This window comes from Gilliamella sp. B3783, assembly GCF_026536125.1.
GTDB lineage: Bacteria > Pseudomonadota > Gammaproteobacteria > Enterobacterales > Orbaceae > Gilliamella.
On the sequence record NZ_JAFNOU010000003.1, the window covers coordinates 48,164 to 63,619 of the forward strand.

The 15,456-nt window shown below is 36.1% G+C and carries 15 protein-coding genes; 3 read left to right on the forward strand and 12 right to left on the reverse strand.

The window, feature by feature from the left end; all coding sequences use genetic code 11:
• Positions 1–2: 2 nt before the first annotated feature.
• The 9 genes from J3U59_RS03840 to trxB all read right to left on the reverse strand — a co-directional run bounded on the left by J3U59_RS03840 (position 3) and on the right by trxB (position 9,385).
• On the reverse strand, positions 3–911 hold the full coding sequence (locus J3U59_RS03840) for a glutamate/aspartate ABC transporter substrate-binding protein (protein ID WP_267333222.1): 909 nt from the start codon (positions 909–911) through the stop codon (positions 3–5).
• Between the two features lie 229 nt (positions 912–1,140).
• Positions 1,141–2,682 (reverse strand): apolipoprotein N-acyltransferase, encoded by a 1,542-nt coding sequence (gene lnt / locus J3U59_RS03845; protein ID WP_267333221.1) that lies wholly within the window; start codon positions 2,680–2,682, stop codon positions 1,141–1,143.
• The gene (corC, locus tag J3U59_RS03850) at positions 2,675–3,547 is read right to left on the reverse strand and encodes a CNNM family magnesium/cobalt transport protein CorC (protein WP_267333220.1); all 873 of its coding nucleotides are present in this window, start codon (positions 3,545–3,547) and stop codon (positions 2,675–2,677) included. The genes lnt and corC overlap by 8 nt, the downstream gene beginning before the upstream one ends.
• Before the next feature lie 73 nt (positions 3,548–3,620).
• Positions 3,621–4,085, reverse strand: a complete 465-nt coding sequence (gene ybeY / locus J3U59_RS03855; RefSeq protein ID WP_267333219.1) for an rRNA maturation RNase YbeY — start codon at positions 4,083–4,085, stop codon at positions 3,621–3,623.
• Positions 4,086–4,104: 19 nt separating this feature from the next.
• A complete protein-coding gene (rlmH, locus tag J3U59_RS03860; RefSeq protein WP_267333218.1) occupies positions 4,105–4,575 on the reverse strand; it encodes a 23S rRNA (pseudouridine(1915)-N(3))-methyltransferase RlmH in 471 nt (156 codons plus the stop codon).
• Between the two features lie 4 nt (positions 4,576–4,579).
• Positions 4,580–4,897, reverse strand: a complete 318-nt coding sequence (gene rsfS, locus J3U59_RS03865; protein WP_065634195.1) for a ribosome silencing factor — start codon at positions 4,895–4,897, stop codon at positions 4,580–4,582.
• A gap of 178 nt (positions 4,898–5,075) precedes the next feature.
• The gene (gene cydC, locus J3U59_RS03870) at positions 5,076–6,707 is read right to left on the reverse strand and encodes a heme ABC transporter ATP-binding protein/permease CydC (protein WP_267333217.1); all 1,632 of its coding nucleotides are present in this window, start codon (positions 6,705–6,707) and stop codon (positions 5,076–5,078) included.
• Positions 6,701–8,419 carry a heme ABC transporter permease/ATP-binding protein CydD gene (gene cydD / locus J3U59_RS03875; RefSeq protein ID WP_267333216.1) on the reverse strand — a complete coding sequence of 573 codons (1,719 nt, stop codon included), beginning with the start codon at positions 8,417–8,419 and terminating at the stop codon, positions 6,701–6,703. Before cydD ends, cydC begins: the two co-directional genes overlap by 7 nt.
• A 12-nt stretch (positions 8,420–8,431) precedes the next feature.
• Positions 8,432–9,385: a thioredoxin-disulfide reductase gene (trxB, locus tag J3U59_RS03880; protein WP_267333215.1), complete on the reverse strand. Its 954-nt coding sequence runs from the start codon at positions 9,383–9,385 to the stop codon at positions 8,432–8,434.
• A 320-nt stretch (positions 9,386–9,705) separates the two neighbouring features.
• Between trxB and J3U59_RS03885 the strand changes: the two genes are divergently transcribed.
• Positions 9,706–9,891, forward strand: a complete 186-nt coding sequence (locus J3U59_RS03885) for a hypothetical protein (protein ID WP_065633294.1) — start codon at positions 9,706–9,708, stop codon at positions 9,889–9,891.
• 67 nt (positions 9,892–9,958) lie between these two features.
• On the opposite strand, the gene J3U59_RS03890 is transcribed toward J3U59_RS03885, so the two are convergent.
• Both J3U59_RS03890 and J3U59_RS03895 read right to left on the reverse strand, forming a co-directional pair.
• A complete protein-coding gene (locus tag J3U59_RS03890; RefSeq protein WP_267333214.1) occupies positions 9,959–10,624 on the reverse strand; it encodes an NAD(P)H-dependent oxidoreductase in 666 nt (221 codons plus the stop codon).
• 8 nt (positions 10,625–10,632) lie between these two features.
• Positions 10,633–11,895 carry an AmpG family muropeptide MFS transporter gene (locus J3U59_RS03895; protein WP_267333213.1) on the reverse strand — a complete coding sequence of 421 codons (1,263 nt, stop codon included), beginning with the start codon at positions 11,893–11,895 and terminating at the stop codon, positions 10,633–10,635.
• A gap of 266 nt (positions 11,896–12,161) precedes the next feature.
• Between J3U59_RS03895 and J3U59_RS03900 the strand changes: the two genes are divergently transcribed.
• Positions 12,162–13,151 (forward strand): 2-hydroxyacid dehydrogenase, encoded by a 990-nt coding sequence (locus J3U59_RS03900; protein WP_267333258.1) that lies wholly within the window; start codon positions 12,162–12,164, stop codon positions 13,149–13,151.
• Positions 13,152–13,207: 56 nt separating this feature from the next.
• Positions 13,208–14,287: a lytic murein transglycosylase B gene (mltB, locus tag J3U59_RS03905; protein WP_267333212.1), complete on the forward strand. Its 1,080-nt coding sequence runs from the start codon at positions 13,208–13,210 to the stop codon at positions 14,285–14,287.
• Positions 14,288–14,404: 117 nt separating this feature from the next.
• Here the strand turns inward: mltB and J3U59_RS03910 are convergent, their stop codons facing one another.
• Entirely contained in the window at positions 14,405–15,217 is an 813-nt protein-coding gene (locus J3U59_RS03910; RefSeq protein ID WP_267333211.1) for a sulfite exporter TauE/SafE family protein, read from the reverse strand.
• Positions 15,218–15,456 lie beyond the last annotated feature (239 nt).

The following is a 15,456-nucleotide window of genomic DNA, read 5'->3' on the forward strand; positions in this document are numbered from 1 at the left end:
TATTAATCTAATGCTTTATCATTAGGATTTGCAAATAGCTCAACCATTTTTGGTGAAATTTCAAGTGCCATGTTGGCGCCTTTTGGTGGAACAGGTTGAGTGAACCATTTGTTGTAAGATTCAAGTGCTTTTCCTGATTTTTGTGCGTCAGAAATAGTTTTGTCCATTAATTGTTTAAATTGAACATCACCTTTTCTTAACATACAGCCATAAGATTCATAAGATAATGGTTCGCCAACAATTTTCCAATCATTTGGTTTTATTGCACGCGAACGTTCCCCAGCAAGTAACGCATCATCCATTAAAAATGCTTCAGCACGTCCTGTTTCAAGCGCATTAAATGCATCACCATGATCTTTAGGGGTAATAATACGAATACCTAGGTTTTCTTTAGCATTGATTTGATTTAAACGAATTTCAGACGTTGTGCCGGCAGTGGTAACCACATTTTTGCCTTTAAGATCTTCAATACTTTTAATATTACTGTCCGCTTTTACTAAAAAGCGCGTACCAACAATAAAAATACTATCTGAAAAATCGACAGTTTTTTGACGTTCAAGATTATTCGTTGTCGAACCGCATTCAAAATCATAAGTGTAGTTATTTAGTAGTTGAATACGTGTTTTAGACGTAACTGGTAAATATTTTACTTTAAGATTTGGTAAATTAAGTTCTTTTTTAACTGCATCGACAATTAAATTAGAATAATCTTGCGAATAACCAATAACTTCTTGATTATCACCGTAGTAGGAAAACGGAATTGACGATTCGCGATGACCAACAACAATCACACCACTTTCTTTGATTTTAGCTAATGTGCCACTGAGTTCTTCTGCAACTGCAGTTCCAGCCATTAGACCTAACATTGCAAATGATAAAACTAATTTGGTTAATTTTGTTTTTTTGTTCATAGTCATCTCCTACTGTTTATTTTGTATCATATTAAATTTATTTAATATTTTTACAAAGGGCGTATATTATAACTTATTTTTTAGCATAAAAGTACTTTTTACTGTTTATTTATAGATTATTGGAGCTAGATACATTAATTGATATTTTGCATTTTTAGCAATTAATGAAGCCTCAGGTTTTAGTTGGAACTCAATTTAATTTAAGCAATAATTATGCCAGTATATTAAATTATGAACGTTTTTTTATAAAAGTGATAATACACATGAATAGGATAAGAACATAATAAGGTAGATTTCCCCATTTTGCATAAGGGGTTAAACCAGTGGTTGGGGATAATGTTGCATTTAACACACCTTCAGTAAATGCAGGTATTTGTTGAATAATATAGCCTTTTTTATCAATAATTGCAGTTATGCCATTATTGGTACTACGGATTAAGGGTCTGCCAAACTCTAATGCTCTTGCTTGTGCCATTTGTAGATGTTGTTTTGGCCCAATACTATCACCAAACCAAGCATCATTTGATACAGTCAGTAAAAAGTCAGTATCAGGTTGGAAGTTATGCCATATATAATTAGATAAAATCACTTCGTAGCAGATTGCCGTTGTAAATTTAAATCCTTGCATTGTTAATTGGGGTTGCTTTTTATCGCCTTGTTTCATTGATGACATAGGAATGTCTAGCAATGCGGCAATCGGTTCAAGTACAGATTCTAACGGAATAAATTCACCAAAAGGGACTAAATGATGTTTTTGATAACGATTGGTTGTAGGATACTGATAAGCTTCTTTACCTCCTAACACTAAGAGCGTATTGTAAATATCACCGTTAGCTTGGTCTTCAGCGTTTTTTAAACGGTAATCAATAATACCCACCGCTATTTCGGAACCTTTAGCTCTCGCTTGGTTATCTAAATAATATAAAAAGGGTTGTTGATTTATTTCGAAGTCAGTGATGCTCGCTTCTGACCAGATGATGATTTTATCTTTGCCTAAAGATTGTTGTGTGAGTTGATAATAAGTTTTTAACGTGCTTTCCAATTGTTCACTATTCCAACGTAATGATTGTGGAATATTGCCTTGGATTAACGAAAAGTTGGCTATACGATTCTGATCTACAGTTGTCCAATTAATATCTTTGAGTGAAATTGGTGCAATAAAGATCGCTATTAGTGCAATTATCGCACCAAGCACGTGCTTTTTATGAACCTTGGAGCGCAATTGGTGTAAAATATAAAGTATTAATCCACAGATAATACTAGTAATTAAGTTAACCCCTTCTATACCAATAATAGGAAAATATGCACGCAAAGGGCTATCTAGTTGGCTATATCCAAGCTCTAGCCAAGCAAATCCTGTTAAAATATAGCCACGTAGAAATTCGCTAAATTGCCAAATTACAGGTGCAGTAATAACAAGTTGTTTAAAAGAAAAGGCAGGAGCATAGCGATCCAGCGTTCTTAATAACAGTGCAAAGAGCATTGGATAAAGCGATAAATAGGCAATTAATAGTCCCAATATGACAATAGCCATTGCGGTGGGTAATTCACCATATTGTTTGATACTGATATAAATCCAATGCACGCCACCAACAAAATAACCTATCCCCCAAGTTAACCCTATCAATAAGGCCTGTTTTCTGGATTTGTCAGCAATTAACCATAATAGACCAATAAATGAGATAAAAGCTAACGGCCAAATATGAAAAGGCGCATAACTAAAAACAGCTATGCCCCCCAAAATTAAACTTAGGAAAAGGTGTTTAAGCATTTTCTGGTAGCTCTAAATTAGGTATAGTTGCACCTTCAGGGATTGTTACATGTAATTGAATGATACGCCGGCGATCGACTATCGTCACTTTAAATTGATAGCCATCAATCAAGATACTTTCGCCGCGTAACGGTAAACGACCGAAGTGTTGCATAACCAGTCCACCAATGGTATCCATTTCATCATCACTAAATGAAGTTGCAAAAATTTCATTGAAGTCTTCAACAGGTGTAAGCGCTCGGACGGTATAAACGGATTGAGATAAACGACGAATATTACGATCTTCGACTTCATCGTATTCATCTTCGATATCACCAACAATCAGCTCTAGAATATCTTCGATAGTAACCAGTCCTGATATACCACCAAATTCATCAATGGCCATTGCCATATGGTAACGCTGCATACGAAACTCTTTCAACATATGGTCAACACGTTTACTTTCGGGCACAATGACCGTTGGTCGTAGGATTTTTTTTAAATCAAAATCAGCAACACCTTGGCGAATAAAAATCAGTAAATCTTTGGCAAGTAGCACACCTTCGATGTGATCTCTATCTTCACTGATCACAGGATAACGAGAGTGTCCATGTTCAGAAATGATATCTAAACATTGATCAAGCGTGTAATTGTCTTTGATTGTGATTATTTGAGAGCGGGGAATCATAATGTCACGAACGCGTTGTTCTGCAATATCCATCACACCTTCAATCATATCAAGCGTATCAGGATCGATGAGTTCGTTTTCTTCTGCTTCGCGGATAACTTCGATCAGTTCTTCTTTATCTTTTGGTTCTGAATTAAATAACTGACTTAACCATAGTGTAAACCCTTTTTTGGTTCTCCGGTGATTATCATCACTCATTTGCTCTCTTCCTTTGTTTTGATTTATTGTTTAATTAGTTGTGGTAGATAGTTATATTAACTAAATGCTTACATTAGTCAATTGCTTGATAAGGATTATCAAAGCCTAATTGCCGCATAATGTCTATTTCAATATTTTCCATTTCTTCGGCTTCTTCGTCAAGGATATGATCATAACCTAATAGGTGTAAGCAACCATGAACAATCATATGCGCCCAATGTGAAGTTAGTGATTTATGTTGCTCTTGCGCTTCAGCTTCTACCACCTGCTTACATATGATTAAATCGCCTAATAGTGGCACATCAATTTCAATCGGTGATTCAAATGGAAAAGATAATACATTAGTCGGTTTATCTTTATGGCGATAAGTATTGTTTAGCTGTTGGCTTTCAGCTTGGTCAACAATGCGGATGGTAATTTCTGCTTGATCCATAAATTGTGGTAAAATCACATCTAACCACTGCATTATTTGTGTTTCGCTCGGTAGGTTGTCAGTTTCTTCACTTGCGATTTGCAAATCTAAAATAATTTCGCTCATTTTATTTTCCTAATGACGATTATTCACGATGATAAGGGTGATTGGTGGTCAAGCTCCAAGCGCGATATAAACTTTCGGCAACAATTACCCGTACCAGTGGATGGGGTAAAGTAAGTGGAGAAAGTGACCAACTCTGTTCAGCTGCAATTTTACATGCAGGAGAAAGACCTTCAGGACCACCAATCAGTAAGCTCACATCGCGACCATCGGTTTTCCAGCGCTCTAATTGTTGAGCTAAATTGTGTGTTGTATATGCTTTACCAGGAATATCGAGTGTGACAATGCGATTACCTTTACCGCAAGCATTTAACATCATTTCACCCTCTTTATCTAAAATGCGGACAATATCCGCATTTTTGGTGCGCTTACCGGCAGGAATTTCAATTAGTTCTAAAGGCATATCTTTAGGAAAGCGGGAACAATAATCATCAAAAGCTGTTGTAACCCAATGAGGCATTTTGTTGCCAACAGCAATAAGTTGAATCTTCACTAGATTAACTCCACAGTTTTTCCAGTTCGTATAGTTGTCGGCTTTGTTCCTGCATAATATGTACGATAACTGAATCCATATCAACCACTACCCAATCTGCATCATTTTGACCTTCACTACCTAAGACCAAATATCCTTGTTTTTTTGCTTCATCGAGTAAATGTCCAGCTATTGAGGCAACGTGACGATTAGACGTACCAGTACAGATAATCATATAATCTGTAATACTTGATTTGCCTCGCACATCTAGGGTAACAATGTCTTTGCCTTTTAGATCATCAATTTTATCAATAATAAAATCTTGTAACGATTGTTGCAAAATAATCTCTCTACTGTTAAATATAAAGCGTCATTATAGCATATTTTTTAAATAGAATGGTGGTGATAATACGCCGAACTTTTGGTAGCAAAATTAATTTAGCCGTTTACTCACTTAACAATCACTAGCTATCCCCAATAAACGTTGTGATCATTGGGGAGTAGGGAAATGTAACTATAACTTAAAGTGTAATAACCCGATCAAATAATGGATTATTGGTTAAACGATGAGTAACCATAAGTAACGTTTTTCCAGCACATGTCTGTTTAATTAATTGAATTATCTGCTGTTCGGTTTGTTGATCGAGACTTTCAGTTGGTTCATCCATCAAGATCAAAGGCGAGTTGTGGAGTAAAGCTCTTGCGATACCTATTCGTCGAATTTCGCCTCCCGATAATGTTCGTCCACCTTGTCCAAGGGGTAAATCTAATCCTTGTTCGGTTGCAAGTAGTTTGTCCAGTTCGACTTGATGTAATACCTCTTTTAATTGCTTATCTGATGCTTGGTCATTACCAATAAGTAGATTTTGACGAAGGCTATCACTAAAAATAGTGATAACTTGGGGTACAACGGCAATGACTTTGCGCAAAGTTGGCTCATCGAGTTGTTCGATAGGCGTGTTATTAATAAAAATAGTACCAGAATTGGGTTGCCAGCTACGCGTGACTAAACTTAGTAATGTTGATTTGCCGCAACCGGTTTTACCCACTAATGCTACATGTGCTCCAGCTTCAACCGTTAATGAAAAATGGGTTAATATCGCAAAAGGTTGATTTGGATAACTAAAATTTATGTGATCAAATTGTAATTTCGCTGAATTTAAATCAATTGTTTTGCCATGTTCAACAAACTGTATATCGGGTGTTTGGTTGAGAATATTCGTTGTACGTTTTGCCGAGGCAATGACTTGACCTAAAAAGATAAATGCCCCTGGAATTGGCATTACAATTTCGTTACTGGCAAGGCAAACAAATACAAATAATGCAACGAGCGGTGATAAGGTATATTGGGTTATGAGCCAAAGCACCAGTAATGTTAGAAAGCCTGCAATTAGTATAACCAGTGCGGTTGATAATGCCACTAAGGTTGATTGACGTTGTTGGTTGTAAAGCCAGTTAGATTCAAGTTCATCTAGTTTAATTCGGTAACGGCATTGTGCGTTAAATAAAGTGAGCTCAGCTTGCCCTTGTAAATAATTGATTAACAGCGATCGATACTCACTTTGTTGCTGAGCTAGCTGTTCACCCAATTGCTTACCAGCATAATAAAAAATAATGGGCACAGCAAGTAGGGTTACCGTAAGTATAATACAAATGATTAATGCAATGGGTAGATTAATGGTACTTAATCCAATAAATAGCAGCACAATCATGACTAATGCCGTTACAATTGGTGAAAATAATTTTAAATAAAGATGATCTAGTGCATCAATATCAACAATAAAACGATTAAGTAAGTCAGCTTTTTGATAATGCGCTAATTGATTAGCACTTAGCGGCAATATTTTTTTAAAGGCCAACGTTCTTAAATACGCTAAAATTTTAAAGGTCGTGTTATGATCCACTAAGCGTTGCATATAGCGTGAAGCTGTTCGTGTAATTGCTGCCGCACGTACACCTGCCGCCGGTAACATATAATTAAACGTATACAAACCTGCAACACCAACTACCGCTGTTGAGGCTAAAAACCAACCGGATAAAGATAATAAAAAAACACTGGCAAATAACGTCAGTATAGACAGTGATAATCCCAAAATAATTTGCCAAAAATAGTGTTTATACAGTGCAATATAGGGGCGTAAAATGGCTAACATGCATGCTCCTTGCCGTTAATACTCTGTAGTTTTCCCTGTGACAATTGCCATATTTGATCATACTGTTGCATATCTTCATTTTGGTGAGTAATGGTAATCGTGTTGATCGCAATATGTTGTTGATCAATTTGCTGTACCGTTTGCTTATCTAAGCTGGCTGTGGGTTCGTCAAGAATCAATAATTGACACGGTTTTAACATTGCTCTAGCTAACGCTATACGTTGGGCTTGCCCAACTGATAGTCTCACTGCATCTTCCCCTACTTGTGTATCTATACCAGAGGGCAATTTGGCTATAACATCTAGTAATTGCGCTTTTTTTATGACGGTTTCGAGTTCTTGGTCTGATGCATTTTGTTTACCCAGTAAAATGTTTTCGCGCACAGTGCCATTAATTAAGTAAGGATTTTGACCAATCCAACTAATTTGTTGTTGCCATGTTTTAATCTCTATTTGGCTAAATTCAATATCATTAATGGTTAGCGATCCTTGGTAGGGTAAAAAGCCCAATAATACATTCATTAATGACGTTTTGCCTTCACCACTGGTTCCTATCAAAGCTAGATTGAACGGTGCCTTTAGCGTGAAAGTTAAAGGCCCTACAATAGGCAAGCCTTCGCTAGACATGACGATTAAATTAGTTGCTTTAATCGTCTGTAATGTTTGCTTAAATTCAATATTGGTTTGTAAGTTATGACTTGCTTGTTTTGGTTGCTGTTGGCTTAAAAATGTTTCGATATTATCGGCTGCTGCAATCGCTTCTGCTTTGGCGTGATAATATGTGCCAAGATCGCGTAGTGGTTGAAAATATTCAGGCGCTAAGATAAGCGCAAAAAAGCCTGCAAATAACGTCACTGTGCTATTGTATGAACCAAAATTAAATTCACCTAGATAAGAAAAACCAAAATAGACTGCAACAATTGCAATTGATATTGAAGTGAAAAATTCTAATACCGCAGAGGATAAGAATGCTACTTTTAATACTTGCATGGTTTTGATGCGAAAATCTTCAGATGCTTGGGTTATTTGTTTGGCTTGTTTATCACCTTGATTGAATAACCGAATGGTTGCTAGTCCTTTTAGGCGATCTAAAAAATGCCCACTAAGGTAAGCGAGTGCTTTAAAATGGCGACGATTAATATCGGCAGCCCCCATTCCAACTAAAATCATGAAGATAGGAATAAGTGGGGCTGTACATAGTAATATACCTGCCGCAGCCCAGTTGAACGGTAAAATAGCAAAGAAAATTAATATAGGAACCATACTCGCTAGCCGCATTTGAGGCAGATAACGAGCAAAAAAATCGTGCAGCTTGTCAACTTGTTCAATGAGTAAAGTGCTCCAAGCACCTGTAGTGCTCTGATTCAGATAAGCCGGGCCTAGTAATTCAAGTTGATTGATAAGCTGGTGTCGAATGTTTTTGCGAATTTTTGTAGCCAATGAAAAGTTGATTTTTTCACGAAAATAAATCAATGCAGCACGCGCTAGAAAGGTAATGACGAGCGCTAAAAAATAGGGCAGTACTTTATTTAAATTACGTTGTTCAATAATTAATTTTTGCAAAATAATAGCCAATAGCGCTGCTTGAACAATGATCAAAATAGTGAGTAAAAGGCCAGTTAATAGTGAAGCACGCAAATCAGCTTTATGTAGTTTTGCGTGCTGTTTTAACCAACTAAGTAGATAGGTTTGACGTTGTTTATCTAAAGACATGAAATTTTATTTTTATTTTAAATTATCCAAATAATGCTCGGCATCTAACGCCGCCATACAACCTGTTCCCGCGGATGTAATCGCTTGTCGATAAACATGATCCATCACATCACCTGCAGCAAAAATACCTTCAACACTCGTTTGCGTTGCATTACCTTGTGTGCCTGATTGTACTTTGATATAACCACCATTAAGTTCAAGCTGTCCTTCGAATATTGCGGTATTGGGTTTGTGACCAATAGCGATAAATACGCCCATCACAGAAAGTTGCTCGGTGAGATTGCTATCTTGTGTGCTACGCATTCTAACACCTGTTACCCCCATATTGTCACCCAGTATTTCATCCACGACTTGATGAGTATGCAATATTACTTTACCTTCTTTTACTTTTTCATTTAGTCGATCCATTAATATTTTTTCTGCTCGAAAACTATCGCGTCGGTGTATTAAGTGTACCTCACTCGCAATATTGGCAAGATAAAGTGTTTCTTCTACAGCAGTGTTACCACCCCCTACGACTGCAACTTTTTGATTTCGATAGAAGAATCCATCACAAGTGGCGCAAGCCGAAACGCCTTTACTTTTGAAAGCTTGTTCTGATGGTAATCCTAAGTATTGTGCTGATGCTCCGGTAGCAACAATTAATGCATCACAGCTATATTCAGTTTCACTACCGTAAAGTTTGTAAGGTTTCTTGCTAAAATCAACACGATCAATTTGGTCGATAATAATTTCTGTATTAAATCTTTCTGCATGTTCTTTCATTTTGACCATTAATTCAGGACCGGTTAGTTCCGGTGCCCCAGCTGGCCAATTTTCAATTTCGGTAGTGGTTGTTAGTTGTCCACCTTCTTGTGTGCCAGTAATCAATACTGGTGATAAATTTGCTCTTGCAGCATAAACGGCTGCCGTGTAACCGGCAGGGCCAGAACCAAGTATTAATAAACGAGCATGTTTAGTTTTCATATTACTATCCTTATTATTTAAATATTCTGGCTATTAGCAACCAAAGCTGTGCAATTTATAACTGATAAGTTTAACATTATCAATCCATGTCATGAAAAAAATTGATTATTGCAGTAATAGGTTATCGCAATAATTTTTTATTGTTGTAATTTTCAAAGTTTATCTTTATATTTTCATTTTTTTTAAACTATTTTCTTATTTTTAAAACTATATTTTGTTTAATTTCTTTTTTTAAGTGATTAAAATTAATCTTTTAAATTTTTTGTGACTTTATTCCGGTTATCTGTTTAGATTACCCGTATAAACTAAAAGGATATAAGATGAATAATACTACTATAGAAAAAGTCGAGTCAGTGCTTTCAAAAATTAGTTGGGCACAACAAATGTTAAATTCGGTGCAACAACAGGTTAATGATCCTCAACTTGGTAATATTTTATCAGGCATTGAGTTTATAATAGATTGCGCTTCTTCTGATGCAGAAGCGCTATATAATTTAGTGAAATAAAGGGTAGTATGATGTTAGTTGGCTTACCCTTCATCTCGCCGAGTGACGAGTGAAGGCAATTACTGCCTTATTTGTCATTAGGTAAATAAGTTGTCATATCGGTAAGTGGCCAGCGAATATGTGGTGAACTAGGTTCATCAGCCCGATATCCAAAGGCGATACAAAGTCCAACACCAAATACTTGGCCGCTGAATTGAGGAATTGTATTTTCAAAAATTTTGATGACTTTATCACTCTCAAACCCACCTATTGCACAGGAATCGATGCCTTTGAAAGCAGCAGCCGTCATCATATTTGCGCTTGCTATATAGATTTGCATTTCTGACCAGTGATTGAGGGTTAAACCGTCAGCGAGTCCATGTTTACAAAAATTGATAAAAGATTGACATGCAATGTCGATAGCGGTTTTATCCTCTGGATTCGGTAAGGTTCGAGCAATGGTTCGACGTAAATAATCACTTTGTAATGTAAAATTATTAGCCTTACGATAAAGGGCAACAACGTAATGCGAGCAGCTAGTTACTTGTTCTTGATCATAACAAATTGCACGTAATTGCTTTTTAATTTTATCATTGCTCACCACAACAAAATGCCAAGGCTCCATGCCAAATGATGATGGAGATTGACGTGCTGCTTCTAGAATATATTCCATATCGATATCATTGATTTTTTTATTGATGTCGAATTTTTTACATGCATGTCTAAATTCAAAGGCCTGATTTAATTGATCCATATTCTCTCCTAATGTTGTGTATTCCATGGTGCAACTTTAATTAATAATAACATACCTGGTAAGGCTAAAATCGTACATAAAGTAAAAAAGGTTGTCCAACCTAGATGTTCGACCATCACGCCAGTCGTTGCATTTATCAATGTTCTGGGAATTGATGCGATACTTGTAAATAAAGCAAACTGTGTTGCTGTATAAAGTGGATTAGTAGTTTTCGCGATAAACGCGACAAATGCGGCAGAACCTAATCCCACCCCTAATGCTTCAAATCCTATAACAATGGCTAACATAATTTGTTGATAACCGGTAATGGTTGTAAATGGCCCTTCAATCGATAACCAAGCAAAGCCTAAAATAGAAATAACCTGTACAAAGCCAAAAGCCCAAAGAGCTCGATTAATCCCAATTTTGATCATCAATATTCCACCAACTAACGCACCAAAAACACTCGGCCATAAAGATGCATTTTTAGCAATCCAACCAATATCTAATCGACTATAACCCATTTGTAAATAAAAAGGTGTAGCTAAAGAGGTTGCCATACTATCGCCCAATTTATAAAGAAATATGAAGGCTAAAATAATGATTGCATTTTTAACACCTTGACGAGTGATGAACTCACTAAATGGTTTTATGATGATCGCTTCAAGATTATGTTTTTTGACTGGTTGGTTAAGTGGTTCTTTGACCCATAAGGTCATAATGATAGCTGGAATCATAAATAGCGCAGTAATAATGAAAACACTATGCCAAGCTAAATAACTAGACAATATAAGCGATAGTGATCCAGGTACGAGTCCTGCAACCCGGTAGGCATTGGTGTGAATACTATTCCCTAGACCCAGTTCATTATCAAGTAAAAGCTCTCTTCTAAATGCATCTAAAGCAATGTCTTGCGTCGCCGAGAATAGCGCGATAATAAAACAAAGTGTGGCAATGAGCCAAATATTGAGTGAAGGCGATAAAAAACCTAATAAACTAATGGATAAAACTAATATGATTTGCGATATTAGCATCCAGCCTCGGCGTCTGCCTAAATGGAATAATGAGGTATTATCCATAAAGGGGGCCCAAACAAATTTAAAAATATAAGGCATTTGCGTTAAAGAAAATGCACCAATTGTTTTAATATTTATTCCTTCGCTTTCTAACCACGCAGGTAAAAGTTGTAGTAATAAATAAAATGGCAAACCAGATGCAAAACCTGTAAAAATACAGATGAGCATTTTAGTTGTAAAAATGGTTTTAAAGATGGTGTTTTGCGTATTATTCATTATTTAACATTAATGGTTAGTTTTTTTGCAAAGTGTTATCATAGCACATTAATAACAAATAATTGTTAAAGCCAATAAAAAGCGTTTTACTCTGACTAGATTGACTAAACGTAAAAATTTTAACTCGTTTTGACTTATTTTAATAACAATCTTAATCTAGGTAGTTAAACGCTTTTTGGACAGACTTAAAGTAAAAACATTCAAAACAAATAATCACGATATTCATTGCATAAATTTGAAAGAGGTTAATTAGTATGAAAGGTAAAATCAAAATAGCGGTTTTTAGTAGTAAACATTATGATAAAGAACATTTAGAGATTGCTAATAAAAAATATGGCTTTGAGATTGAATACTATGAACATAAACTTAGTCATAAAACAGCAGTTACAGCCCAAGGTTATGATGCCGTATGTGTATTTGTTAATGATGAAGTTGATAAGCAAGTTTTACAAAAATTAGCCCATTATGGTATTAAAATACTCGCATTACGCTGTGCTGGGTTTGATAATGTGGATTTAGCTGAAGCTAAAAAATTGGGTATTACCGTCGTGCGAGTACCGGCTTATTCACCTGAAGCAGTTGCTGAGCATGCTGTTGCGTTAATGATGACACTCAATCGTCGAACTCATAAAGCTTATCAGCGTACCCGTGATGCTAATTTTTCACTGGAAGGTTTAACTGGTTTTAACATGCACAACCGCACCGCGGGGGTGATAGGTACAGGTAAAATTGGTCAAGCAGTTATCCGCATCTTAAAAGGGTTTGGCATGAATATTCTTGCTTATGATCCCTATCCAAATGATATCGTTGTCGAATTAGGTGCTCAGTATGTTCAATTAGACGAACTTTATGCAAAATCAGATGTCATCACGTTGCATTGTCCAATGTCACCGGAAAATTATCATTTATTAAATAAAGATTCATTTAACAAAATGAAAAACGGCGTAATGATTATCAACACCAGCCGTGGTGGCTTATTGGATGCTACTGCTGCAATCGAAGCGTTAAAGCAGACCAAAATCGGTGCGCTAGGTATGGATGTTTACGAAAACGAACGAGATCTCTTTTTTGAAGATAAATCTAATGATGTCATTTTAGATGACGTATTTCGACGTTTATCATCATGCCATAATGTGATTTTTACAGGGCATCAAGCTTTTTTAACTCAAGAAGCATTATTAAATATATCTGACACAACTTTAAATAACATACAACAGATATCAGAAGGAAAAGCAAATCCTAATATTGTTGAGTAACGCCAATAATTTTAGGATATTGCTTATTGTTTTAAATAACAAAATATGGATGAATTATGCAACGTATTGTTATCGTAGCTTCTATGCTTTTATTGCTTGCTGCTTGCACAAGTAACAAGCAATCTTCACCCACACCGATGCAAGAACATCGAGGACATGCGAATGTTAAAGGCGGTGTTTACCTAGAACAAAAACATAATCAACCGCTAACCAATAGCGGTCCGTTAGAAATTACTAAAGAAAAATTTATCGACCGAATGGTCAATAAATATCGTTTTGATCGCCAACAATTGCGAAATGTACTTGCTCAAACAAATAAACTTGATTGGGTGATTAACTTGATGGATAAACAAGCACCAAAAACAGGTGTATCAACGATACCAAATGGCGCCTGGATTCGGTATAAAAATAAATTCATCACTGATAGCAATATACCTAAAGGTGTTGATTTTTGGAATAAGTATGAACCCGATTTGAAACGCGCTTACCAAGAATATGGTGTGCCACCCGAAATTATTGTTGGGATTATTGGTGTTGAGACTGGTTGGGGGCGAGTAATGGGTAAAACAACTATTATTGACGCTTTATCTACACTCGCCTTTTATTATCCAAGACGCGCGCAATATTTTTCTGAAGAGCTGGAAGATTTCTTGTTAATGTGTCGTGATGAAGGTGTCGATCCCTTTGACTTGAAAGGATCGTTTGCAGGCGCGATGGGATATGGTCAATTTATGCCATCAGCTTTCCGAAATTATGCTGTAGATTTTGATCGTGACGGACATACCGATCTTTGGAATCCTGTCGATGCGATTGGTAGTGTGGCTAACTATTTTAAAGCTCATGGCTGGAAACGTGACAAAAAAGTGGCAGTTATGGCGAATGGTCAAGCGCCTTTATCACTTGATACTGGGTTTAGTACTAAATATTCAATTGAAACCTTAGCTAATGCTGGTTTGAAACCACAAAGTTCTTTAGAGGGTTACAAAGAAGCAAGTTTACTACGCTTGGATATGGGGGATCGTTATCAATTTTGGTATGGTTTACCTAACTTTTATGCCATAACACGTTATAATCACAGTACCCATTATGCGATGGCAGTATGGCAATTAGGATTAGCTGTTAAAGAGGCAAGATAGCGTTAAATAGATAATTTATTAAAAAGGTCGCTTTAGCGACCTTATTTTTAAGAAGGAATTAATCTTATCTTTATCCATCCTCGTTATTCGTTACTATTAATAAGTGCTATATTTTCATTACAGAGAAGATACCAATAATTTTAATGCTAACAGTAATAAAAAAATGCCGAAATACTTGATTAATTTATTAATTGATAATTTTTGTGCTATTTGAACACCAACTTTAGCCATGGGTATACTGGCTAGCATAATTGAAAATACAGCTGGTAGATACACAAATCCAAGACTGTATTGAGGAAGCTCTGGAATGTTCCAGCCAGCAATGATATACCCAATTGTTCCACCTATTGCAACTGGCAGAGTAAATGCCGCTGATGTGCCAATGGCTTTACGCATATCGATACCACATTTTTTCAAGAATGGTACCACTAATACACCACCACCTACGCCGACTAATGCCGCAAAAACACCAATAAATGCACCAACAAGCACAAAAACACTATTCCCTGTACTCATTGTTTGAGTGGTTTGATTGTGATTAACTTTACTGGTCTTAAAAATAAATTTTCCGCCAATGTAGAACAGAAAAGCTATAAAGATCCACCTAAGATAGACACCGGGAATATAAGGGGTCATATACGATCCAATTATTGTACCGACAATGCAACCCAATACCATTTTCTTTAACACAGACCATTGAATATTATGGTTTTTATTTTGCAACCAACTCGATGATAAACTCGTACCAATGATTGTTGCTAATGATGAAGCAACTGCAATATGGTTGATCCAGTTGTTACCAAAATTGAAATGGTCAAGTGTAAAAATCAAAGCAGGAACGATTAATGCACCACCACCAATACCGAACATGCCAGCCAGCAAACCGGCAAATGCGCCAATACAGATGAAAATAACAAATTCAACAAGCATTTTAAGTCCTTATAGTGATTAACGTAAAACTAATCACTTTTCCATTTGTTAATTAGATAAATTGATCACTGGGTTAATTATTTTAACAACAGTGTCGATTATTTTTCTCATTGGCTGGTTATTGTACCTGACATATTTGAATGGTAGCAATCTATCAAAGAGTAAATAATCAAATATTAGCAATGAGTTTAATCACAATCTAATACGCTAAAAGATGACATAATGATCAAAAAAGCTTA